22 protein-coding genes are annotated in these 24,470 nt (G+C 37.7%); 7 read left to right on the top strand and 15 right to left on the bottom strand.

Annotated elements, in window-relative coordinates:
* Positions 1-49 precede the first annotated feature (49 nt).
* The 3 genes from BLQ05_RS05650 to BLQ05_RS05640 are packed head-to-tail and all read right to left on the bottom strand — an operon-like array spanning position 50 to position 2,986.
* On the bottom strand, positions 50-1,468 hold the full coding sequence (locus BLQ05_RS05650; RefSeq protein ID WP_244884964.1) for a sensor histidine kinase: 1,419 nt from the start codon (positions 1,466-1,468) through the stop codon (positions 50-52).
* On the bottom strand, positions 1,434-2,318 hold the full coding sequence (locus tag BLQ05_RS05645) for a cation diffusion facilitator family transporter (RefSeq protein ID WP_023576733.1): 885 nt from the start codon (positions 2,316-2,318) through the stop codon (positions 1,434-1,436). The genes BLQ05_RS05650 and BLQ05_RS05645 overlap by 35 nt, the downstream gene beginning before the upstream one ends.
* Before the next feature lie 2 nt (positions 2,319-2,320).
* Positions 2,321-2,986, bottom strand: a complete 666-nt coding sequence (locus BLQ05_RS05640; RefSeq protein WP_023576732.1) for a response regulator transcription factor — start codon at positions 2,984-2,986, stop codon at positions 2,321-2,323.
* A gap of 132 nt (positions 2,987-3,118) precedes the next feature.
* On the opposite strand from BLQ05_RS05640, the gene BLQ05_RS05635 reads away from it, so the two are divergent.
* Positions 3,119-5,212: an LTA synthase family protein gene (locus tag BLQ05_RS05635; RefSeq protein ID WP_035654595.1), complete on the top strand. Its 2,094-nt coding sequence runs from the start codon at positions 3,119-3,121 to the stop codon at positions 5,210-5,212.
* A gap of 8 nt (positions 5,213-5,220) precedes the next feature.
* Here BLQ05_RS05635 and BLQ05_RS05630 read toward each other — a convergent pair whose 3' ends face one another.
* Together BLQ05_RS05630 and fabG are read right to left on the bottom strand one after the other, a co-directional pair.
* Positions 5,221-7,248, bottom strand: a complete 2,028-nt coding sequence (locus BLQ05_RS05630) for a hypothetical protein (protein ID WP_023576729.1) — start codon at positions 7,246-7,248, stop codon at positions 5,221-5,223.
* A 94-nt stretch (positions 7,249-7,342) separates the two neighbouring features.
* A complete protein-coding gene (fabG, locus tag BLQ05_RS05625; RefSeq protein WP_023576728.1) occupies positions 7,343-8,089 on the bottom strand; it encodes a 3-oxoacyl-[acyl-carrier-protein] reductase in 747 nt (248 codons plus the stop codon).
* 586 nt (positions 8,090-8,675) lie between these two features.
* Here fabG and BLQ05_RS05620 point away from each other — a divergent pair.
* From BLQ05_RS05620 to BLQ05_RS05600, 5 genes are all read left to right on the top strand, one after another.
* Entirely contained in the window at positions 8,676-9,056 is a 381-nt protein-coding gene (locus BLQ05_RS05620; RefSeq protein ID WP_023576726.1) for a hypothetical protein, read from the top strand.
* A 4-nt stretch (positions 9,057-9,060) separates the two neighbouring features.
* Positions 9,061-9,813 (top strand): polyphosphate polymerase domain-containing protein, encoded by a 753-nt coding sequence (locus tag BLQ05_RS05615; protein WP_023576725.1) that lies wholly within the window; start codon positions 9,061-9,063, stop codon positions 9,811-9,813.
* Positions 9,813-10,451 carry a DUF4956 domain-containing protein gene (locus BLQ05_RS05610; protein ID WP_051365759.1) on the top strand — a complete coding sequence of 213 codons (639 nt, stop codon included), beginning with the start codon at positions 9,813-9,815 and terminating at the stop codon, positions 10,449-10,451. The genes BLQ05_RS05615 and BLQ05_RS05610 overlap by 1 nt, the downstream gene beginning before the upstream one ends.
* A complete protein-coding gene (locus BLQ05_RS05605) occupies positions 10,402-11,163 on the top strand; it encodes a DUF2490 domain-containing protein (protein WP_081711854.1) in 762 nt (253 codons plus the stop codon). Before BLQ05_RS05610 ends, BLQ05_RS05605 begins: the two co-directional genes overlap by 50 nt.
* A 109-nt stretch (positions 11,164-11,272) precedes the next feature.
* The gene (locus BLQ05_RS05600) at positions 11,273-12,457 is read left to right on the top strand and encodes a cytochrome-c peroxidase (protein WP_023576723.1); all 1,185 of its coding nucleotides are present in this window, start codon (positions 11,273-11,275) and stop codon (positions 12,455-12,457) included.
* Positions 12,458-12,514: 57 nt separating this feature from the next.
* On the opposite strand, the gene sucD is transcribed toward BLQ05_RS05600, so the two are convergent.
* The 10 genes from sucD to BLQ05_RS05550 form a co-directional block, all read right to left on the bottom strand.
* The gene (sucD, locus tag BLQ05_RS05595; RefSeq protein ID WP_023576722.1) at positions 12,515-13,387 is read right to left on the bottom strand and encodes a succinate--CoA ligase subunit alpha; all 873 of its coding nucleotides are present in this window, start codon (positions 13,385-13,387) and stop codon (positions 12,515-12,517) included.
* Between the two features lie 107 nt (positions 13,388-13,494).
* Positions 13,495-13,857 (bottom strand): nuclear transport factor 2 family protein, encoded by a 363-nt coding sequence (locus BLQ05_RS05590; protein ID WP_035654593.1) that lies wholly within the window; start codon positions 13,855-13,857, stop codon positions 13,495-13,497.
* Positions 13,847-14,788 carry a UDP-3-O-(3-hydroxymyristoyl)glucosamine N-acyltransferase gene (locus BLQ05_RS05585; RefSeq protein WP_023576721.1) on the bottom strand — a complete coding sequence of 314 codons (942 nt, stop codon included), beginning with the start codon at positions 14,786-14,788 and terminating at the stop codon, positions 13,847-13,849. Before BLQ05_RS05585 ends, BLQ05_RS05590 begins: the two co-directional genes overlap by 11 nt.
* Before the next feature lie 81 nt (positions 14,789-14,869).
* A complete protein-coding gene (gene efp / locus BLQ05_RS05580) occupies positions 14,870-15,436 on the bottom strand; it encodes an elongation factor P (protein WP_023576720.1) in 567 nt (188 codons plus the stop codon).
* A gap of 29 nt (positions 15,437-15,465) precedes the next feature.
* Positions 15,466-16,251 carry an acyl-ACP--UDP-N-acetylglucosamine O-acyltransferase gene (lpxA, locus tag BLQ05_RS05575; protein ID WP_023576719.1) on the bottom strand — a complete coding sequence of 262 codons (786 nt, stop codon included), beginning with the start codon at positions 16,249-16,251 and terminating at the stop codon, positions 15,466-15,468.
* 10 nt (positions 16,252-16,261) lie between these two features.
* Positions 16,262-17,650, bottom strand: a complete 1,389-nt coding sequence (locus BLQ05_RS05570) for a bifunctional UDP-3-O-[3-hydroxymyristoyl] N-acetylglucosamine deacetylase/3-hydroxyacyl-ACP dehydratase (protein WP_023576718.1) — start codon at positions 17,648-17,650, stop codon at positions 16,262-16,264.
* Positions 17,651-17,671: 21 nt separating this feature from the next.
* Complete coding sequence (gene lpxD / locus BLQ05_RS05565) at positions 17,672-18,691, bottom strand: UDP-3-O-(3-hydroxymyristoyl)glucosamine N-acyltransferase (RefSeq protein ID WP_023576717.1); 1,020 nt, start codon at positions 18,689-18,691, stop codon at positions 17,672-17,674.
* 30 nt (positions 18,692-18,721) lie between these two features.
* Entirely contained in the window at positions 18,722-19,957 is a 1,236-nt protein-coding gene (locus tag BLQ05_RS05560; RefSeq protein WP_035654616.1) for an HD domain-containing protein, read from the bottom strand.
* A 118-nt stretch (positions 19,958-20,075) separates the two neighbouring features.
* Entirely contained in the window at positions 20,076-22,124 is a 2,049-nt protein-coding gene (locus tag BLQ05_RS05555; protein WP_023576715.1) for a M13 family metallopeptidase, read from the bottom strand.
* An 82-nt stretch (positions 22,125-22,206) separates the two neighbouring features.
* On the bottom strand, positions 22,207-22,734 hold the full coding sequence (locus BLQ05_RS05550) for a GNAT family N-acetyltransferase (RefSeq protein ID WP_035654592.1): 528 nt from the start codon (positions 22,732-22,734) through the stop codon (positions 22,207-22,209).
* 179 nt (positions 22,735-22,913) lie between these two features.
* On the opposite strand from BLQ05_RS05550, the gene porX reads away from it, so the two are divergent.
* On the top strand, positions 22,914-24,467 hold the full coding sequence (gene porX, locus BLQ05_RS05545; RefSeq protein ID WP_023576713.1) for a T9SS response regulator signal transducer PorX: 1,554 nt from the start codon (positions 22,914-22,916) through the stop codon (positions 24,465-24,467).
* The last annotated feature ends 3 nt before the right edge of the window (positions 24,468-24,470 follow it).

The raw sequence follows: 24,470 nt of genomic DNA, 5'->3' as shown, positions 1-24,470 counted from the left end.
ATTTAAAAATGAAAGAAAAAAGGTAGCTTAAGATAGCCTTAAGATGTCCTTACGGAAAGATTAAAATCACTTCGGTGCCTTCATTTAGTGTACTGTTAATGTTGATTTGGATACTTAAAAGTAAGCATAATTTCCTTACAATTGATAAACCTAAGCCGGTTCCTTTGATTTCGGAATGTGCGGAAGCTTCCGATCGATAAAATTGATCGAAAATTGCATTTAAATCTTCTTTTTTAATACCTATGCCGTTGTCGGCTATTTTGCATACGGTTTTTCCGTTTTCATTTGCAATACTTATGGTAACGTTACCGTTTTGTGGTGTGTATTTCAGTGCGTTGGAAATAATATTTCCGATAATTATGGAGAGTAAGTAATTGTCGGTTTTTACGTAGTACTCTTTATGAAAATCGGTTTTTACGGTAATGTTCTTGTTTTGAAATTTTGGAGCAAATCGCGTTGTTACATCCAGAATTGTTGAATTTAAGAGGACTTCTTCGTTCTTCACGTATTGTTTTTGATTTTCAAATCGCGCTAATAAAAGAAGTTCATCCACTAAATTATTCAGGCGATCTACCTCGGAAACACAGTAATTAATTTTCTCTAAATATTCTTCTTGTGAACGGGGTTTACGGATTAAAACTTCCAGTGTTCCTTTGATAACCGCCAATGGAGTGCGTAATTCATGAGAGGCATCCGAAGTGAACTGTTTCTCTCGTTCTACGGCACTTTCAATCCGATCCAAAAGTTCATTGATGTTTTTGGATAACTGATAGAGTTCGTCCTTGTTTTTGGGTAAGGCGATTCGGGAACTTAAATTGTCTTTTGTAATTTCTGATGATGTTTTGATAATGGTGCTTACTGGTTTAATGCTTCTTCCGGCAATAATTCTTGCGATGAAGAAAAGCACCAACAGAATCAGTGGAAAAGCAATCAGTAAAATTTCGCGCTGACTATTGATAACCATAACCGCATCTTCCAGTGACATGGCAACGATAAGGTATCCTGCTTTTTTGTTGTTATCATAAACAGGCACCTGAATCTGACGGATGATCTTTCCATCCAGCTGTGTATCAAAAAACTCATTATCATGTTCTTTGACCGTGAGATAAAGGGATTTGTCTTTAAGATTTGGCGATTTGTCAATCAGTTTCCCTTTGCTGTCAACAAATTCAACGAAAACCGGATTAACGTCAAAGGTATTGTGTTCCCTTTCTTTCCATTCGTCTTTGTGGGTTAAATTAATACGACCGTCTTTAACGCTTATTTCTTTAAAGTGTTTCTCTACTTCCGTTTTAATATCGGCATTGATGCTATTGTAAACCGTTATTTCGACAATGTGATGGATAACGATGAAAACCACAAAAATAAGTAATGCGGTACTGATGATATAATTGAAAGCGATTCTGTTTCTGAACGAAAATGAAAACATGATTTTAGCGGTAAATGGATTCAAAATCCGGTTCGACATGAATGAGTACGTGGCCCAATTCGTTTATCTCGGCACGAAGCGTGTCTTTTAGAACATGAGCGATGTCGTGGCCTTCTTTTACGCTTTTGGTTCCGTCAACTATGATATGCAAATCGACATGGTATTTCATTCCGGCTTTTCGGATGAAACACTTTTCGATGCCTTTCATGTTTGGTATTGTACCTCCTATTTTTATAATTTCGGCTTCCAGTTCATGGTATAAATGTTCGTCCATGATTTCGCCCAATGCGGGTCTGAAAATTTTATAACAATTGTACAGGATGAATACCGAAGCTAACAATGCGGCCCAATCGTCGGCGGCTTCATACCCTTTTCCGAAATAAAGCGCAACAGAAATCCCTATAAAAGCGGCTACAGAGGTGATTGCATCGCTTCTGTGGTGCCAGGCATCGGTTTCCAAAGCACTGCTTTTCGTTTCTTTACTTTTTTTCATCACCGTCTGAAAGGAGAACTCTTTCCATAGAATAATCGCTCCCAAGACAATTAGTGTAAAAGGTTTTGGTAATTCGTGAGGCGTATTAATGTTTTGAATGCTTTCATAAGCAATGATTGTAGCAGAAGTGATTAAAAATCCAACTACTATAAAGGTTATTAGTGGTTCCGCCCTTCCGTGACCGTAAGGATGATTTTCATCAGCCGGTTTATTAGAATATTTGATTCCGAAAAGAACTAAAAACGACGAAAAAATATCGGCAGTAGATTCAATGGCATCCGCAATCATGGCATACGAATTACCAAAATAACCGGTGATGCCTTTTATTAAAGCAAGTAACGTATTTCCAATGATGCTGAAATAGGTAGCTTTTATAGCCGTTTCGGTTTTTGACATAATTAATTTTCGTTGGCGATATACCCCACACCTCTAATTGTTTTCAGTAATTCAACATCCTTGCTTAGATTGAGCTTCTTGCGTATGGCATTGATAAACACGTCAATAACGCCGGTATCGTATTCGAAATGAATGTCCCAAACGTCTTCAATAATACTGTTTCGGGTACAAACCGTTCCCTTTCGTTCCACTAAATATTTGAGTAAATCGTATTCTTTTTGGGTTAGCATCACTTCTTTATCTCCAACAAAAACCTGATGGCTTAACGGATTTATGCTGATTGTTCCCAAAGTTAGCACATCTGTTTTGGTATCGTTTCGAAAATGAATTTTTATACGCTCCAGTAACTCCTCAAAGCTGAATGGTTTTTTTATATAATCGTTAGCGCCGGCACGTAATCCGTCAATGGTTTCCTGAACGGTGTCTTTTGCGGTCAGGAATAGAATCGGTGTTTTTTTATCGTAAGTCCGAATGGCTTCGCAAACTTCCAAACCAGTTAATTTAGGAAGCATCCAGTCCAACAGAATTAAGTCGGGAGTTTCCTTTTTTACGGTTTCCAGTCCGGTTAATCCGTCGGCAGCTACAAAAACAATGTAGCCTTCTTCTTCCAAACCTTGTTTCAAAAAGTTGGAGATACCTGCCTCATCTTCGACAATTAAAATTTTCATATCGCTCAAGTACTAATTATGCACCGAAATTAAACAATTAAAAAAACAACATTAGAACCGATAAAGTATCTTAAGCCAAACTTAAGCGATTCAGAATGATTGTTTTATAAGTTTGTCCTTTAAAATAATCGTATGAAGTTAACAAAAAGCATCCATCCTTTTTTAAAATTATGTTCTTTTTACCTGATTGTGAACCTGATTTTAAGAATAATTCTGATTTTTCATCCGATAACCCAATCCGCATTTGGATTTGGATCGGTTTTGAAAATGGTATTGTTTGGAATGGTCTCCGACTTCTTTGTGTTTTCGTTGGCCAGTGTTTTTTTGTGGTTGTATCAAATTTTCCTGTCCGATTCGAAATACTATAAACCCTGGGGTTATATATTGTTCGGATTATTAACTGGCCTGCTGTTTTACATTTCCTTTTTCAATACCATTTTGAATGAATACGGAGGTGTGTTGCCTACAATCGGAATCGTTTTACTGGGATTTAAAACCGTTTTGTTTGGGTTGCTTCTTTTTTTACCGCGATTCCGAAGAAAAATTCGATTGGTCCTTTATTCGGTTACCGTTTTTATTTTTGTTTTGATCATCATTCAAAACGCGGTCAGCGAATTCTTTTTCTGGAATGAGTTTGGTGTAAAATATAACTTTATTGCAGTGGACTATTTGGTTTATACCAATACGGTTATCGGCAATATTATCGAATCGTATCCTGTAGTGCCTTTGTTTTTGGGAATCGGTACCGTGGCTTTGATTTCGACCTACTTCATTGTGAAAAAATCAGCTTCTTTTCTGGATAAGCTTCCTTCGTTCAAAGATAAAATGAAGCTTTCCGGTATGTATTTATCGCTGTTTGCTGTTGCGTTATTTGCGGTTCCGACATTGGCGAAATTTGAAAATTCACAAAATGTTTTTGCTAACGAGCTCCAATCCAACGGCATCTATAAATTCTATCTGGCTTTTATGAACAGTGAATTGGATTACTATAAATTTTACGGTACGCTTCCGGAAAGTGAAGCCTACGCCATGTTAAAGCAGCATATTCCTTCGATTTCCAAAACATCAACACTACACGCAGTTCATGAAAACGGTAAAGAAATACATAAAAATGTGATGCTGATTACAGTGGAAAGTCTGAGTGCCGATTTTATGAAAACCTATGGAAACGAACAGAACATCACCCCTTTTCTGGATTCCTTGGCTAATAAAAGTTTGCTTTTCACCAATCTTTACGCAACAGGAAATCGTACCGTTCGCGGACTGGAAGCGGTAACGTTATGCATGCCGCCAACAGCTGGAGAAAGTGTGGTTAAACGGGAAGACAATAAGAATAAATTTTCAACCGGAAGTATTTTTAAAAAGAAAGGTTATACGGTTGATTTTCTGTATGGTGGCGATGCGTATTTTGATAATATGGAAAGTTTCTTCAGTGGAAACGGATATGCCGTTGTTGATAAAAAAACATTGCAGCCCAATGAAGTTACTTTCGAAAACATTTGGGGAGTTTGTGATGAGGATATGGCAAAAAAAGCCATACGGGTAATGAACGAGGAATCGAAATCCGGAAAACCCTTTTTTAACCATTGGATGACCGTGAGCAATCACCGCCCGTTTACGTATCCGGATGGAAAAATCGATATTCCTGCCGATTCCAAATCCCGTGAAGGTGGCGTGAAATATACCGATTACGCCTTGCATCAATTCTTTAAAATGGCGGAAAAGCAATCTTGGTTTAAGAATACTGTTTTTGTTATTGTAGCCGATCACTGTGCTTCGAGTTCGGGAAAAACGGAATTACCGATGGAAAAATATAGAATTCCGGCGCTGATTTATGCTCCCGGATTCATACAACCGGAAAAAAACGCCACGCTGATGTCGCAAATCGATTTGATGCCAACACTTTTCGGGTTGTTGCATTTTAATTATCAAAGTAAATTTTACGGAGAAGATGTTCGGAATCCGGAGTATAAACCGCGTGCTTTTATCGCAACCTATCAGGATTTAGGATTGGTGGAGAACAATATGTTAACGATTATCTCACCGGTTAGGAAAGTAAAACAGTTTGATTTAATTCGTCAGTCACAGGAAGGTTTATCTGCTGAATTTCAGATTCACTACGAAGAAAAACCCAGAAGAGTATTGGATAAGAAAATGGTAAACGAAACCATTGCCTATTATGAAACGGCTTCGGAAATGCTGAAACATAAAAAATATCAGAAGTAATTACCGATTTACAATAACCCGTTATATTTTCGGGTAAACCACTCGGCAGCAAGGGAAATGGCTACTAAAATTAAAAGCCAGATCCAGTCAATCAAAGGTGTTTTTTTGATTACGGCTTTCTCTGTTGGCAAATAATTGTCGTTTTTAAGCAGGTTTTCAATCAGTGCATCGATTTGAGACGGATAATAGACTTCTCCGTTCGTATTGGAAGCCAATTGATTCAAACGGGCGACATCCGGATTCACAAATTGCTTTTCGATTTCAAAATCCAGGACTTCAAAATTACCCGAATATTTTGTTTTGGAATTGTTTTCGGTAACCGTAAAGCTGTAATTTCCAAACTCCAAGCCATCCAAATTGACTTTGTAATCGCTGTTTCCTTTTAAGAAATCGTAATTCTTGGTTTTACCGGTTTGCTTGTTTTTTAAAGCGATGGTTAGCCGCGCGTTTTCATCAAACTCATAATTCTTATTGAAGTACTGTGCTGAAATTTCAAGGGTTTCACCGGAATTATAAAAACTTTCGTGCGTAACATTCAGTGTTTTTTTTGCCGCATTAGATGCCAAATACTGAATCACCTTATCCGTGAAAACATCAAACTGTTCAAACGATTTGGTTTTCAGATGACTTTCCAGACGCCATTTCCAGATGTTTTCTCCGAAAAGAAAAGCGTTTCGTTTTAATCCGTTTTCAGAGAACGTTAGTAATGGATTTTCGGTTCCGATGTTTCGGATTCTTGCTTTTAAAAGGGTATTTGTATTTTGTTTTACCGTAATTGTTCCGAACGGATGCTGTAATGGAGGGAACTGTTCGAAACCGATGTTGTCCAAAGCAAACGAATTGAATTGCGGGTTGAAATCGGCAGAATAGTCTTCATTTTGTCCGGAAACCTTAAACTGCACCTGATTCTGGTATTGGTTTAACAGATTGAAATCGGTGTTTGTTCCGGTGATGATCCACGCGTTTAAATCCAAGTTTTTATTCTGATCCAAAACGGATTTGAATTCGGCTGTAGGTTGGTATAAAATCAAAACATTGTAATCCTGTAATGATTTGATATCGTTTGGTTTAACTATTGTTACTTTGCGTTGTAAATTAGCTTCTACCGAACGTTTCAAGACACCTAAATCGGGATGATTTATAGCGGAAACTAAAGCAATTTCCGAACGCTGATCGATTACTTCAACCGCAAAATTCTTAGTGTTGTTGTAGTTGTTTTTTTCCTTTTCCGAAGACGAAATCACCGCTTTGAAAGTCTGCACTCCTACTTTATCAGCATTCAGTAAAACAGAAACAACCTGTGCTTTTTTAGAAGGCGAAAACGAAACCGTTTGCTTGTGAATGGTGGCATTTCCCTGTTGAATATTGAAAGTCGCATTAATCGTTTTGGTTCCGTTGTATTGCAGAAACACTTCCACCGGAAATTTGTTTTTCAGAAAAGCATACTTGTTTACGTTCAACTGATTGATTTTCAAATCCAAAAATGTGGTTGTGTCTCCTAAAACCAAAGGATAAACAGCGGTGTTTTGCTGAAAACTGTACACGTAATCGTTTCCGATAGTCTGGTTTCCGTCGGTTACTAAAACCACCGGATGATTTTGACTTCGGTAAAACTGTTTTAAATTTTGGGCAACCTGATCGATATGCGTTTGTTTTCCTTTGAAATCCAATTCGTTACCCGATTGAAAATCGCTGTCAAACCGGTACAACTGCACCTCGAATTTGTCTTTCAGTTTGCTGTTTTTGGTTAATTTTTTGGAAAGCTCTTTTGCGATGTTATTTTGATTCAATTCGTTGATTGATTGTGAATTATCAACAACAATAGGCAGCGGAGTTTTGGTTGTTTCGAATGTTTTTCTGGAAATAATCGGATTGATTAACAATACGAAAATAGAAAACAAGGAAACAAAACGTAAAAAAGCCAAAAACAAGTGCAGTTTTGACTTGTAATTGGCTTTGTATAAGTAATGGTAAAACGACAATCCGGCAGCAATCAGTACAGATAGCAATAAAAGTAAAATTGTGCTTGTTGTCATTTTTGATTATTTGGTTATTTACTTCGTCAGTTCGCTAACGCTCGGGTGGTTATTCGTTCGTAAAAAACTGATAACACAATTTGTAACTTAGTTATTAAGTTAGCATTCCTCCGTCAACGTTAATAACCTGTCCGGTAACATAAGCACTCATATCACATGCTAAAAACACGCAAACGTTTGCCACATCTTCCGGAGAACCGCCTCTTTTTAAAGGAATACTTTCTCTCCAGCCTTTTACTACATCTTCATTTAATTTGGCTGTCATTTCCGTTTCGATGAAGCCCGGAGCGATTACATTACAACGAATGTTACGAGACCCTAATTCCAAGGCCACCGATTTAGAGAAACCAATAACTCCCGCTTTCGAAGCCGCGTAGTTGGTTTGTCCGGCATTTCCTTTCACACCTACTACGGAACTCATATTAATGATAGAACCGGCGCGGTTTTTCAACATAATTTTCTGTACGGCTTTCGTCATATTGAATACCGATTTTAAATTCACGTCGATAACCGTATCGAAATCTTCTTCAGAAATACGCATTAACAGATTATCTTTTGTAATTCCGGCGTTGTTGATTAAAATATCCACGTTTCCGAATTCGGCAATAACATCATCCACTAATTTTTGAGCTTCGTTAAAATCAGCCGCGTTTGATTGGTATCCTTTAGCTTTAACTCCTAAAGCCGTTAATTCATTTTCTAATTCCTGAGCCGCCGCTGCAGAAGAACTGTACGTAAAAGCAACATTGGCACCTTGTTTGGCAAAAACTTCGGCAATTCCTCTACCGATTCCTCTACTCGCTCCCGTAATGATCGCGGTTTTTCCTTCCAGTAATTTCATATTGTTGGTTTAATTTGTTTTAATAATTACAGGATTCAAATATATCGTTATTTTGAATTAAAAAAAAATCAATGCTGTTTTAACTTACATTCGGTTTATTTAGTCAAAGTACTTTTTTTGCATGCAGACGAATGACAATCCGATATGTTTTCATTTGCAATCAAAGCAGGATGCCTAAGTCGCATATAATGAAGTTATAAGAATCCAAATCAGATTATTTAATGATTATTTAAACGTATTTTAATGTTGGATATCTTTAAATCATTACCATAAATGCTTTTTAACGTTTTTTTTATCAATTTGAAAGGTTAAATTGATAAATATCAACTATATAACTATCTTTACTATGAAGAAATTGTAAGATTTACCCTTTAACTTTCGTATTTGTTATAATGTCCGGCAAATGTCCATCTAAAAAACAAATGTAATGTTTTAACACTACGTTTCTGATTTGTTTAATGGTATTGTCGTGCATGAGTTGCAAGGTTATGGTTAGTTCGATTTTTCAGACTTACGCTATTTCATTTGATTGGTTTAAGTTTAGGCAAACAGATTTGTTAATAATAAACGGTTTAAAATGAGAATCATGAAAAAATATCTATTACTATTATTGGCGGTTTCATTTATTGCATGTACAAAAGATGAAGGTTATGGAGGATTGGCTTCCATATCCGGAAAGGTTTACGCATTGAATTACAATCAGAACCAGGTTCTTTTAAGTGAAGGCTATCTCGGAGATGTCCGGGTTTATATCAGTTCGCGCGGCAGCAATGATTTTTATGATGATGTGCGCACTACGTATGACGGATCATTCAAATTCGATTTTTTGCAGGAAGGAAGTTATGATGTTTGGGTTTATGGAGATTGTGACTATTGTCCTTGGGATCAGCTGGTTGAGAAAAAAGAAGTCGAAGTAACATCCAGAAAGGCTCAAGTGGTTCTTGAAGATTTTGTAATTAAAATCTAAAGTCATGTTTAAAAAATTCACGAGCCAACTTTCGTTATTGAGCAGCATCTCTTTAAATGAAATGGAATCGGTTGCGTTATTAAACAGAATGGATAGTAAGTATACCTTAAAGGGACAAGATTTACTAAAAATACTACCTTGTTTAATTGAAAATTACAAGGTTTTGGAAATCAATGGCGTTAGGGTTTTTTCTTATGAGAATAATTATTTTGACACTCCCGATTTGCAATTTTTCCGGGATCATCATAACGGATATGTAAATAGAATAAAAGTACGAAGCCGAAGATATGTCGAATCCGATTTGTGTTTTTTTGAGATCAAAAAGAAAGAAAAAGTAGACCGCACAAATAAACACCGTGAAGAATTGACATGCATGATTTCTGATATTGACAGTAACAGAAAAAGCGTAATTCAGGATTATACAAGAAAGGATATCGGAGAGGTTAATCTTATTCTGAAAAATAATTTCAGCAGGGTCACTTTGGTTAACCATCATTTTACCGAAAGGGTTACAATTGACATGAACCTACACTTTATAGACAATCAGAATGATATTAAGTTTGGAAAAATTGCCATCATAGAAGTGAAGCAATCCAAAAGCACACATACGTCACCGATAACCAATTCGTTGAAACAATATCATATAAGATCACAAGGTATCAGTAAATACATTTACGGTGTCATTTCATTGCATCCAACGGTCAAGAAAAATAATTTTATGCCAATAATACGAACCATACATAAACTTCAGCAATAATGGAAAATGAAGAAATTTTAAACGGCGTTTTTAATACATCGGATTTCGCAATACGATCTGTTATTGACTTTATATCGGTACTGATTCTCGTTGCATTAATTTATTATCCAAAACATAAAAACAAAGATTTCATATTCACATTCATTTTGTTCAATGTGGTAAATTTCATGATTTGCTGCCTGCTTGGTGCTGCCAAAATTAAAATCGGCTTCGCTTTCGGACTGTTTGCCATGTTTTCCATAATCCGTTACCGGACCATTGCCATTTCCATAAAAGACATGGGCTACTTCTTTATTTGTGTTGCTCTCGGAATGTTGAATTCACTGGCTTCAGTAGATCATGGCTTTACAGTGTTGATAATTTGTAATCTGGTTGTCCTGATTCTGACTTTCATTCTGGAACGATTGGACTTTCTTAAAAATGAAAACGCAAAAGAGATCGTTTACGATAAGGTGGAATTAATCAGGCCGGAATACAGAGAACAACTGCTTCAGGATCTAAATGAAAGAACGGGACTGAACATTCACCGAATTGAAATTGTTTCCCTTGATTATTTAAAAGATACCGCGCTTTTAAAAGCCTTTTACTATGCTAAAGAAAGCGAATACGTATTACCAAAATCCGATGATAATGATTAAAAAACAACTCCTCTGTTTGATAATCCTGTTTCTGTTCGCTTTCGAAGGGTTATGTCAGAACTATACCGATTTTCAGGGTAGGTTCATTCCTTCCGTAAGTTACAGAATAAATGATAAATGGAAAATTGCCGGACAATACCGCTATTCTCTTCAGAAAGATTTTCAGGAGTTCCGCTCCAGCGCCGCACAGTTTGATATCGAATACAATATCACTGAAACTATAAGTATCGAAACCGGTTATCGTTTTACCACATCATTTCAGGAAGATAATCATCGGTTGTTCGGCGGAATTAAATATGATAAGAAATTTAATGCTTTTAGACTGTTTTCAGGCATAAAATACCAGTTTACCACAGGCAGTTTCGATAGCCGTTATATGAAATATTTTGAACGCCCTAATCATACGTTGCGTGAGAAAATTGGTTTGGAATATAATATACCCAATTCGAAAATCGACTTGTATACTTCGGCAGAACTCTTTTTAAGGTTAGCGGAGGATGAAGATCCGGTAAAAATCAACCGGGCCCGTTATGAAATTGGTGTGGATTATAAATTTAAATACGGAAACACTTTCGGGTTTTCCTTTTTTTATGACGATAGGACTAACCCAAGAAAAACCGACCGTTTTGTATTGGAAACCAAGTACTCCCTGTCTATTGACGATATGTTAAAAAAAATCAGAAAGAATAAGCAAAAAAAGACTGAAGAATAAGTTACAGATGTACTTCCCTGATTTGAAAAAGAGCTAACGATAATAATAAACAACGCATTAAACCATTTTCGGTTACTGGTGTCTTACTCAAAACCAAACCCGAAAACCTATGAGAAAAGCATTGTTTTTAAGCTTGTGCACTTCTGTGTTGTTTCTGTCCTGCAATGATAAGGACGACAGTTATGCCGAAATTCCCTCCGAAAATTATCCGAATGTTGAAGCCGTTTTTGAAAGTACGATTGATTTGAATAATCTCAGTAATTATGCGAATCAGACAATTCCGCCCTACATTACGAAAGACAATGCAACTCTGAATCCGATTACGGATAAAGGCGCTACTTTAGGAAGAGTATTATTTTATGATAAGAATCTTTCTTCAAACAATAGTATTTCCTGTGCTTCCTGTCACCAACAGGCCAATGCGTTCAGTGACACCAATATTGCAAGCGTGGGTGTGAACGGTTCTACCGGCCGACATTCAATGCGATTAATCAATACGCGTTTTTCAGTAGAATCGAAGTTTTTCTGGAACGAAAGGGCTGCTTCGTTAGAAGTTCAGACAACAATGCCAATAAAAGATCATGGCGAAATGGGCTTTAGTGGTGCCAACGGCGATTTGACGTTTAATGATTTGATACTCAAATTGAGTGCGATTGAATACTACAAAGAGTTGTTTCGATTTGTGTATGGTACAGAAGAAATAACCGAAGTGAAAATCCAAAGTGCTTTGGCGCAGTTTATCCGAAGCATTCAGTCGTTTGATTCTAAATACGATGCCGGCCGCTCTCAGGTAGCAAATGACAATCAGGCTTTTCCTAATTTCACTGCACAGGAAAACCAAGGTAAAAATTTATTTTTAACGCCTCCTGTATTTGACGCAACAGGTTCAAGAACCGGAGGAGGAATTGGCTGTGCGGGATGTCATGCGGCCCCTGAATTCGATATCAATCCAAATTCTGGAAACAACGGAATCATTGGTGTTTTGAACGGGACCGGAATCGACATAACCAATACTCGCGCACCTTCTTTAAGAGATTTGGTTAAAACAGACGGAACTGCAAACGGACCAATGATGCATACGGGTGTGATTACTACCTTGCAAGCTGCCGTGGGTCATTATGGCGCTATCACTATTGCTCCGGGAAATACCAATTTGGACCCTAAACTTACTCCCGGTGGTAACGGGCAACGTCTGAATCTCAATGCTACTGAAGTGAATGCCGTGATTGCGTTTTTAAGGACATTGTCAGGAACAAATGTTTATACTGATAATAAATGGTCTGATCCGTTTTAAAACATATAAAAAGCCCTGCAAATTGCAGGGCTTTTCTATTATAAGGTGTTTAGAAAATTATCCTAAAACTTCTTTTACTTTTTTACCGATTTCGGCAGGAGAATCTACAACGTGGATACCGTTTTCTCTCATGATACGTTTTTTAGCTTCTGCCGTATCATCAGCGCCACCAACGATAGCACCGGCGTGACCCATTGTACGTCCTTTTGGAGCTGTTTCACCAGCGATGAAACCTACAACCGGTTTTCTGTTTCCGTCTGCTTTAACCCAACGGGCAGCGTCCGCTTCCAACTGACCTCCGATTTCACCAATCATAATGATGATTTCAGTTTCAGGGTCGTTCATTAACAATTCAACCGCTTCTTTAGTAGTAGTTCCAATGATTGGGTCACCACCAATTCCGATAGCTGTTGTAACTCCTAATCCTTGTTTTGCAACCTGATCAGCCGCTTCATAAGTTAAAGTTCCTGATTTAGAAACGATACCAACTTTACCTTGTTTGAAAACGAAACCTGGCATGATACCAACTTTAGCTTCACCCGGAGTAATAACACCTGGACAGTTAGGACCTACTAAACGACAATCTTTACCTTTAATGAAATCATAAGCTTTGATCATATCAGCAACAGGAATACCTTCTGTGATACAAATGATTACTTTAATTCCGGCATCTGCAGCTTCCATAATCGCGTCAGCAGCAAAAGCGGGCGGCACAAAAATGATAGACGTATCGGCACCAGCCTTATCTACAGCATCTTTAACCGTATTAAAAACCGGACGGTCTAAATGTTGTGTTCCGCCTTTACCCGGAGTTACACCACCTACAACGTTTGTTCCGTATTCAATCATTTGAGAAGCGTGAAAAGTTCCTTCACTTCCTGTAAAACCTTGAACAATTATTTTAGAATTTTTATTAACTAAAACACTCATGATATCGTTTTTTATGTTGTTTGTAAAATTTGTGTTGCAAAAATAGCTTATTGAAAGAAATATCTAAAGGATTTTGCTATAAACTTTTTAAGATTTTTATACTGAAACTAACTCAGTTGACTCATCTGATAGCCGCGAAACAATTTTCCGTCTTTTACTTCCCAAATTGTCATGAAATGTGCTAAGACCATCTCTTCAGTCGGACTTTCAATTGGAGTCACATAATAAGTGTAACGAACGGAAACATTATCGTTATCCTGCAGAATATGTGAAAAATGGATGCGTGAGGAAACGTAGGATCTATTCATCTCCAGCGATAAGTTCATCAACTCATTCTTGTTCATTTTCAGAAAGCCTTTGGAACTGTGCCAATGAAATTCCATTTCATCATGAAGAAAACGATTCAGGGTTTCAGTATTTCGTAATGCATCCGATTGATAAAAATCTGTAACAAGCTCTTTAGCCATCATTTTTGTTCAGTTTGTTTAATATTTCCGGTATTTTTTTAACGTTTGCCAATTGTTTCAGTTTTTCACGGGATTCTTCTATCGGAGTTCCGAAATAGGTCTTTCCTCCTTCTACCGATTTGGTAACGCCGGTTTGACCTAAAATAACGGCTTTCTCGCCAATGGTGATTCCGCTCGTGGTACCAACTTGACCCCATAAGGTAACTTCATCTTCAATAACGACACAACCTGCAATTCCGGTTTGGGAAGCAATCAGACATTTTTTACCGATTACGGTATCGTGTCCCACATGCACCTGATTGTCAATTTTAGTACCTTCGCCGATAGTAGTATCTCCGGTAACGCCTTTGTCAATAGTGCATAATGCTCCGATTCCCACATTGTTTTCAATGACTACTCGCCCACCCGATAACAATTGATCAAAACCTTCCGGACGTTTTTTGTAATAGAAAGCATCGGCTCCCAGAACACTTCCGGAGTGAATAATTACGTTATCACCAATGAGGGTATTGTCGTAAATCGAAACATTGGAATGAATCAGACATTCTTTTCCGATTACCACATTATTTCCGATAAAACAATTGGGTTGCACTACCGTTCCTTCTCCGATAACAGCCGATTCTGAAATTGCCGTGTTCGATGACTGAAAAGGTCTGAAATGTTTTGTAAGTTTATTGAAATCACGGAAAGGATCATCGGAAATCAGTAAAGCCTTACCTTCCGGGCAATCTACTTTTTTGTTGATTAAAACAATAGTAGCCGCCGACTGTAATGCTTTGTCGTAATATTTCGGATGGTCCACAAAAACGATGTCTCCGCGTGTCACCACATGAATTTCATTCATTCCGTGCACGGGAAAACGTTCATCGCCCACATACTCACACTGAATAATGTTGGCAATTTCTTTAAGAGTATGTGTTTTGTGAAATTTCATATTTTTTTGTGTTCAGTAAGCGGTAGGCAGCAGTCAGTGTTAATTCGATTAAAAACGAACACTGACTACTGGATACTGTAACTATTCCTTAACACGCTCCATGTAAGAACCTGTAGCCGTGTCAATTTTGATTTTATCGCCTTCGTTGATAAATAAAGGTACGTTTACTGAAGCTCCTGTTTCAACAGTTGCCGGTTTTGTAGCATTAGTCGCGGTGTTTCCTTTTACTCCCGGTTCTGCATACGTTACTTCCAATACTACAGAAGCAGGCATGTCTACAGCTAGAGGTGCATCAGTTTCCGTATTGATCTGAACCATTACGTTCGTTCCTTCTTTTAATAAATCCGGAGCGTCAAGAATATCTCTGTTTAAAGAAATCTGCTCGAAAGTTTCATTGTTCATGAAATGGAATTCTGTTCCTTCAGCATATAAAAACTGGAAAGTATGCGTTTCCACACGAACTACATCAATTTTATGACCTGCAGAAAACGTATTGTCCAACACTTTTCCGTTTGTTAAACTTTTTAATTTTGTTCTAACGAAAGCAGGACCTTTTCCTGGTTTTACGTGAAGAAATTCTACAATCTTGTAAATATCGTGGTTAAATTTAATACACAATCCGTTTCTGATATCAGCTGTACTTGCCATTTTAAAGTATTTATTTGTTTTGTTTTTTATTAAACGATTCCGGTATATCCTTTCATCACTCCGCGTGATGAGTTTCTGATAAACAATATAATTTCATCGCGTTCCGGAGTTGCCTCCATTTCAGCTTCAATGATGCTTAAAGCCTGTGTTGTATTATAGTTTTTCTGATACAAAATTCGGTAAATATCCTGAATCTCACGTATTTTTTCTGTTGAAAAACCTCTTCTTCGCAATCCTACGGAATTGATTCCCACATACGATAAAGGTTCTTTAGCCGCTTTGGTAAACGGGGGAACATCTTTTCTTACCAAGGAACCGCCGGAAATCATCGCATGATCTCCGATAGAAATAAACTGGTGCACAGCTGCCAATCCGCCAATAATGGCATAATCACCTACGGTAACGTGTCCGGCCAAAGCCACTCCGTTAACAATAATGGCATTATCACCAATATGACAATCATGGGCGATGTGCGCGGTTGCCATAATTAAACAGTTTTGTCCAATCTTGGTCTGACCCGAAGCAATCGTTCCTCTGTTAATTGTAACACACTCTCTTACAGTAGTATTATCGCCGATTATTGCAAGTGAATCTTCACCTCCAAATTTTAAATCCTGAGGAACGGCTGCAATAACCGCACCCGGGAAAATATTACAGTTCTTACCAATTCGAGCCCCTTCCATGATGGTAACATTCGAACCAATCCAGGTTCCTTCGCCAATTTCAACATTATTATGTATCGTTGTAAAAGGCTCAATTACCACATTTTTGGCAATTTTTGCACCGGGATGAACATATGCTAAAGGTTGATTCATAAATTCTTGTTTAGTTCTTTTTTACAATTTGTGCCATTAATTCGGCTTCGGTAACTAATTTACCGTTTGCGTATGCGCTGGCCTGCATGTGACAGATTCCGCGACGGATTGGCGATAATAACGATAATTTGAATATCAACGTATCACCCGGCAACACTTTATGTTTGAATTTCACATTGTCAATTTTCATGAAATAGGTCAGGTAATTTTCCGGATCCGGAACCGTACTCAAAATAAGGATTCCACCCGTTTGTGCCATTGCCTCAATGATTAGAACGCCCGGCATAACCGGTGCTCCAGGGAAGTGACCTACAAAGAAATCTTCATTCATTGTTACGTTTTTCAACCCAACAACGTGTGTATCGGACATTTCTAAAATGCGGTCTACCAACAAAAACGGGTTTCTGTGAGGTAACATTGACATGATTTTAGTAACGTCCATCAAAGGTTCTTTGTTCAAATCGAAAACCGGAACCTGATTTTTTTGTTCGTTTTTAATGATCTTGGACATTTTTTTAGCAAACATGGTGTTTACAAAATGTCCTGGTTTATTTGCGATAACTTTTCCTTTGATTTTAGTTCCGATTAAAGCCAAATCCCCTACTACATCAAGTAATTTGTGACGTGCCGCTTCATTTGGATAATGCAAAGTCAAATTATCCAGAACGCCGTTAGGTTTCACCGAAATATTGTCTTTTCCAAAAGCAACTTTCAAGCGCTCCATGGTTTCAGAGGATATTTCTTTATCCACATAAACGATGGCGTTATTCAAATCACCGCCTTTTATCAATCCGTGTTCCAGTAAACCTTCCAATTCATGAAGGAAACTGAAGGTACGGCAATCGGCAATTTCCGATTTGAATTCGGTAATGCTCTTCATCGTTGCATTTTGGGTGCCTAAAACTTTAGTACCAAAGTCAACCATCGCTGTAACGCAATATTCTTCCGAAGGAATAATGGTTATTTCACTGCCTGTAACTTCGTCCATATAAGAAATAACTTCCTTAACGACATAAACATTACGTTCGGCGTCCTGTTCTACAATTTCGGCTTTTTCAATCGCTTCCACAAAATATTTGGAAGAACCGTCCATGATTGGTGGCTCGGAAGCGTCCAATTCGATGATAACATTGTCGACATCACAACCTACAAAAGCAGCCAAAACGTGCTCTGAAGTTTGGATTTTAACACCCAATTTCTCTAGATTAGTTCCTCTTTGCGTATTTACAACGTAATTTGCATCTGCTTCAATAATGGGCTGACCTTCTAAATCAACACGCACAAAGGTAAATCCGTTGTTAACCGGTGCCGGTTTAAAGGTCATGGTTACTTCCTGTCCGGTATGTAATCCCACTCCTTTTAAAGAAACTTCGTTTTTAATGGTTGTTTGCTTAACCATGGTTCAATTATTTAGTTTTAGTTAGTTTGTTTTTTTTTTCAATGCGTGAATATCATCCACAATTTTAGGCAAATTCTTGAAATGGACATACGATTTACTGAAATCTCCATAATTGAAAGCCGGACTTCCCTGTATCGCTTCGCCTTCTTTGATGCTTCTTCCAACGCCTGATTGCGCCTGAATACGAACACCATCACCAATGGTAATATGTCCTACAATGCCGACCTGACCGCCAATCATGCAGTTTTTCCCGATTTTGGTGGAACCGGCAACTCCGGTTTGGGATGCAATAACGGTATTTTCTCCGATTTCCACATTATGTGCAATTTGAATCTGATTGTCCAATTTAACACCTTTACGGATTATTGTTGAGCCCAAAGTAGCACGGTCAATGGTTGTACAGGAACCGATGTCCACATTGTCTTCAATAATAACATTACCGATTTGAGGTACTTTTGTATAGGTACCGTCTTCCTGAGGGGCAAATCCGAATCCGTCCGAACCGATTATGGAACCGGAATGAATCGTGCAATTTTTACCGATTTCGGTTTCGGAATAAATGCGGACACCGGCAAACAATACCGAATTGTCGCCAATGATTACGTTATCTCCCACAAAACTGTTCGGATAAATTTTTACATTATTCCCGATTTTTACGTTTTTACCGATATAGCAAAAACTGCCTAAATAAAGGTTTTCACCGTATTCCACATTTTCTGAGATGACAGAAGGCTGTTCAATTCCGGATTTCATCAGTTTCACCTGATTGTAGTATTCCAACAGTTTGGAAAAGGACTTATAAGCGTCTTCTACCTTAATTAAAGTAGTGGTAATAGGCTGTTCGGGTTCAAAAGTCGAATTTACAATCGTAATAGTCGCTTTTGTGGTATATATGTAATTCAGGTATTTCGGATTAGCCAAAAAAGTAAGAGAACCTTCAGTTCCTTCTTCAATTTTAGCCAATTTAAAGACTTCGGCCGAAGGATTCCCAACGACTTCGCCTTCTAAAATACCCGCTATTTGTTCTGCTGTAAATTTCATCTATGCAAAAATATAAAATTAAATCAAATCTTAACTTTCCAACAGTACTTTTGGAAAACACAGGTAATATTTGGTAACAGGTTTTGACAGCGCTTTTAAATTCAGCTGATCTGAGGCTTCCACCACATCTTCAATCGTTTTGTCTTTTTTATAGATATGAATGGGTTCTCCGGTTTTATTATAGGCCTGATTTTTTATTTTTCCTTTGAATATAAAATAATCAGTTTCTTTTTCCGTTAAAGGATGAATTTCCATCAATCGGGTTCTTAATTCTGTGATTTGTAATTTATCCACCTTTTCCGGAACCATCTTTATTTTTGGCAAATCACGATTGATAATCATTTTACTTAAAGACGAAAGCACGAAATCTTCATGAAATTGCCACGATTTGATAGCACTGACAATATCAAAGTCATCTAATAACGCGAATTTTTTCAAAATTGTTGCATCGAAACTTTCAAGCGTGATTTTATGCTGCATGAAAAACTGTAACGGTTCGCTGCAGGGAAGTAATTCTCCTTTTTGCGTAAGCTCTTTGGCGCGTTTTAATATTTTGGTCAGCGTCAATTCGGCCACCAGACTGGTTTTGTGTAAATAAGCCTGCCAATACATCAATCGTCTTGCCACCAAGAATTGTTCAACCGAATAAATTCCTTTTTCTTCAATCACCAAAACATCATCCACCACATGCATCATCTGAATCAATCGTTCGGAATTGATATTTCCTTCGGCTACACCGGTGTAAAAACTGTCACGTTTTAAATAATCCATGCGATCCATATCCAACTGACTTGAAATCAGTTGCAACATGAACTTTCGGTGGTATTCCCCTTTAAAAATCTGAATCGCCAATGATAATTTTCCGTCAAATTCACGATTTAGTTCGTTCATGAACAACAGTGAAATCTCTTCGTGATGAACATCTTCCACAATACTGTGTTCCATCGCGTGCGAAAAAGGACCATGACCAATATCGTGCAATAAAATAGCGATATAAAGCGCGTTTTCTTCTTCTTCTGAAATAACCACTTCCTTAAAACGAAGCGTCTGCACGGCTTTCTGCATTATATGCAAACAACCCAAAGCATGATGAAAACGAGTGTGATGCGCTCCGGGATATACCAAATAGGACATTCCCATCTGAGAAATACGTCGTAATCGCTGAAAATAAGGATGTTGTATTAAATCGTAAATTAAGGTATTGGGAATGGTTATAAAACCATAAATAGGGTCGTTTAGTATTTTAAGCTTGTTAATCTGATTCACGCAAGTAGTACTTTTTAACAAATATAAGAAAATTAACATTGACAACTCCTTTCTAAAGTTATCGAAAACAAAAAACCACTCGAAAGAGTGGCTTTTTTATGAATTTCAAAGATAATCATTACCAAATAACGACACGCATATCGTTTGGACGGTGCATTTTATCACCTTCTTTAATTTTAAAGGTGGTGTAAAACTCCGGAATATTACTCAACGGGCCGTTGATTCTGAATTGCGCCGGTGCGTGAACATCGGTCATAATTTGTTGTGCCAACGCTTCATCTTTAATGTTTACCATCCAGGCATACCCGTAGGCCAAAAAGAAACGCTCATTTGGAGTCAATCCGGCAATCTTCTGATTTTTCTTGAATTGTTCGGTTTTCTTAAAAGCTTCATAACCCATTACCACTCCGCCTAAATCGGCGATGTTTTCACCCTGTGTGGCATCTCCGTTTACGAATTTACCTTTTAATACTTCGTATTTGTTAAACTGTTCCACAATCAGTTTCGTTTTCGCTTTGAATTTTGTTAAATCTTCCGCTGTCCACCAGTTGTTCAGATTTCCTTTGTCGTCATATTGACTTCCCTGATCGTCGAAACCGTGGGTTATTTCATGTCCGAATGTCGAACCACCAATAATACCATATAAAACGGCATCGTCCGGCATTCTGCCTTCAAATCCCGGAACGATAATATTACAAGCCGGAACACAGATTTCATTGTTACTTGGATTATAGTACGCATTGTAGGTTTGCGGATACATGCCCCACTCTGTTCTGTCTACCGGTTTACCGTATTTGGAAATCATATAATCGTATTCCCATTTGTTGGTGTTCATCACATTGGTACAGTACGATTTTCTGTCAATGGACACACTGCTCATGTCTTTCCATTTGTCGGGATAGCCTACTTTCATTACAATTTTGCTAAGCTTCACAAGTGCTTTCTCTTTGGTGGCCGGACTCATCCAATCTAATTTCTTAATGTGATCGGCATATACATCTCGGATATTATTCCCAATTTCCAAAAGTTTCTCTTTGGCCCCTTTAGGCAGATATTCTTCCACATACACTTGTCCGATCAACTCTCCTAAAGAAGCATCGGTGCGGGCCACTACCCTTTTCCATCTTGGTTTTTGTTTGGTAACACCATTCATTACCGTAGAATAGAATTTGAAGTTTTGTAAATCTATATCCTTGTTTAAATAGGATGCGTAACTGTCTACCAAATTCCACTTTAAATACACTTTCCAGTCTTCTATGGAATAGGTTTTTACCAACTGATTCAATCCTTTATAAAACTCAGGCTGACCAACAATAACGGAATCGGCTTTAGCAACTTTCATCGTTGCCAGCATTTTATCGGCAGACAGATTCGGTACCATTGCTTTGAATTGTGTTACCGACATCTTATTGTAATTTTTAACCGGATCACGAAGCGCTTCCAGTTTTCTGGATGCTTTTGCCAAATCCGTTTCCAATTTCATGATTGAAAGCGCGTTTTTAACGGCTGTTACATTATTTTGTCCGATGAGCTGCAACATGGCCTGAACGTGTTTTACGTATTCTTTTCGGATGTTAACCGTTTCGTCATCGGTATTGAAATAATAATCACGATCTCCTAAACCCAATCCGCCCTGAGAGAAAAACAAAGCATATTTAGTACTGTTTTTGTCGTCCTGACCTAAGTAAAAACCAAAGGCCGGGCTGGTGCCTATAGTGTGCATGTGCGCTATGGCTTCTGTTAAAGTCGCTAAATCTTTTACAGCATCAATTCGGGCCATTTCCGCTTTTAACGGATTGATTCCTGCTTTTTCAATCGCAACGGAATCCATCCCGGAAGCATAAAAATCACCGATTTTTTGTTTGTTGCTGCCTTTCTTTGCATTTTTATCTTCCGCTGATTTGATGCAGATGGATTTTATCTGAGAATTAATCGTGTCGCCGATAGTTCTGAAAATGCCGTTGCTGCTTTCCGTTTCCGGAATGGGGTTTTTCTTAAACCAGCCGCCGTTAGCATAATGAAAGAAATCTTCTCCGGGGTTCACTGTAGTATCACGATTCATTGCTAACGGATCGGGTTGTATTAATTCATCCGTTTCTTTGTTTTTACAGCTTGTCAGTACCAAAGTGGTTCCGGCAACAAGCAGTGTAAAATGTTTTAATTTCATATGATTTATTGTTTTATGAACGATTTATGTTTTTCAAAGATATCTTTTTCCTACATTCCTTACAACAAGGCATAAAAATGAGTTACTGTAGTGGTAATCGGAATCCGAAAACAGGTAGTTCCCCTTGCATGAAATCTAAATCTTCCGATCTCTTAAAACCAAGATTCTCATACATTTTCCAGGCAATTTGCATGGCTTTTGTGGAATGAATGATTACCTGATGGAGATTCGCTTCTTTTGCTTTTCTGATGCATTCTTCGGTTAAGAGCTTACCGATTCCTTTTCCTTGTGCTGAATGACTAACAGCTAATAGTCGGAATCCAGCTGCGTTTTGTTCTTTTGTGGCAATCCCGCCCGAACCGTAATACCTCATATCACTAAAGAAAACGACACCGCCTGCTATTTCATTGTCTGAAGAGACAGCTACCAGAAGTTCGGTTCCCGGATTCTTTGTCAACTCTCCGATATTTGCTAGCATTTTATAATAATCGGGTTGTTCGGATGGTTTTGGAAACCCTTGCAGTTGCGAATATACCCCGACCATTAGATTTCCGATTTCCTTAAATTCTTCGGGTTTGGCATTTCTTACTTTGTATTCTTGGTTATTCATATTTAACGGAAGTCTTTGATAATTAAAATAGTACTGAATTCCACCTGAATTTCTGATTTTCAAATATATTGTGTTTTTAAATCAGACATTGATAATAACACGTTTATTTTTACAATAAATTTAACCTCATTCCGTTCATAAAACCATAAATTGCAGTTTTAAATACACAACACACAATTATGAGCGATATAAAGATACTTTGGGTAGACGACGAAATCGATTTGCTGAAACCACACATTTTATTTCTGGAAAAGAAAGGTTACAACGTAACTACCTGTAACAATGGGCAGGACGCCATAGATATGTTTGATGATGAAAATTTTGATATCGTATTTTTAGATGAAAATATGCCTGGTTTAAGCGGATTGGAAACACTAGCCGAAATCAAGGAAAAAAAATCAGCGACTCCGGTAATCATGATTACCAAAAGTGAGGAAGAATACATCATGGAAGAAGCTATTGGTTCCAAAATTGCCGATTATCTTATAAAACCGGTAAATCCGAACCAGATTTTGCTGAGTTTAAAAAAGAACCTGGACCATTCACGTTTGGTTTCTGAAAAAACCACTTTGGATTATCAAAAGGAATTCCGGAAAATCGCTATGGACATGGCAATGGTAAACACCTATGAAGACTGGGTGGAACTCTATAAAAAACTGATTTTCTGGGAAATCGAATTGGAAAATATTGAAGACCAAAGTATGGTGGAAATATTGGAAAGTCAGAAACTGGAAGCCAATTCACAGTTCGGTAAATTCATTGAGAAAAATTACGAAAAATGGTTTGCCAGTGAAGACAACCGTCCATATTTATCGCATGAAATTTTTCGCAAGCTTGTAGTGCCGGAAATCCGTAAAAAAGACAAACCCATTTTATTTGTGGTAATCGACAATCTTCGTTACGATCAATGGAAAGCCTTTGAAAACGTGGTAAATAATCATTTCAAGTTAGAGAAAGAAACCAGTTATTTTGCCATTTTGCCAACCGCTACGCAATATGCACGTAATGCCATTTTTTCAGGGTTAACCCCTTTGGAAATGGAAAAAAACTATCCGCAATACTGGAGAAACGACACCGATGATGGTGGAAAAAACATGTTTGAAGGCGAATTCTTGACCGAGCAATTAAAACGTTTGCGAATCGATATCAAGCAGGAATACTATAAAATTACCAATTTTAAAGACGGTAAGAAGCTTGTTGATAATTTCAAAGGACTGAAAGGTAACGACTTAACAACCATCGTTTACAATTTCGTTGACATGTTATCCCATGCCAAAACCGAAATGGACGTGGTAAAAGAGCTGGCTTCCAACGACAAAGCCTATCGCTCGCTGACACTGAGTTGGTTCAGAAATTCACCGTTATTGGAAATTATTCAGCAGGCACAACAAATGGGCTTTAAACTGATTTTGACTACAGACCACGGTACCATCAACTGTAAAAACCCATCAAAAGTAATCGGAGACAAACAAACCAGTTTGAATCTACGCTACAAAACAGGTCGAAGTCTTACTTACGAAGACAAAGATGTTTTCGCAGTGAAAGACCCAAAAAAAATTGGGCTTCCAGCTATCAACATGAGTAGTTCGTTCATTTTTGCTAAGAACGATTTGTTCCTTGCCTATGTCAACAATTACAATCACTATGTGAGTTATTATCGAAATACCTATCAGCATGGCGGCATCTCTTTAGAAGAAATGATTGTGCCTTTCTTGGTTTTCAATCCAAAATAGGTA

This window comes from Flavobacterium saliperosum (assembly GCF_900100625.1).
Classification (GTDB): Bacteria; Bacteroidota; Bacteroidia; order Flavobacteriales; family Flavobacteriaceae; genus Flavobacterium; species Flavobacterium saliperosum.
Note: the sequence above shows the minus strand (reverse complement) of the source record. Positions and strands in the feature narration are given on the sequence as shown.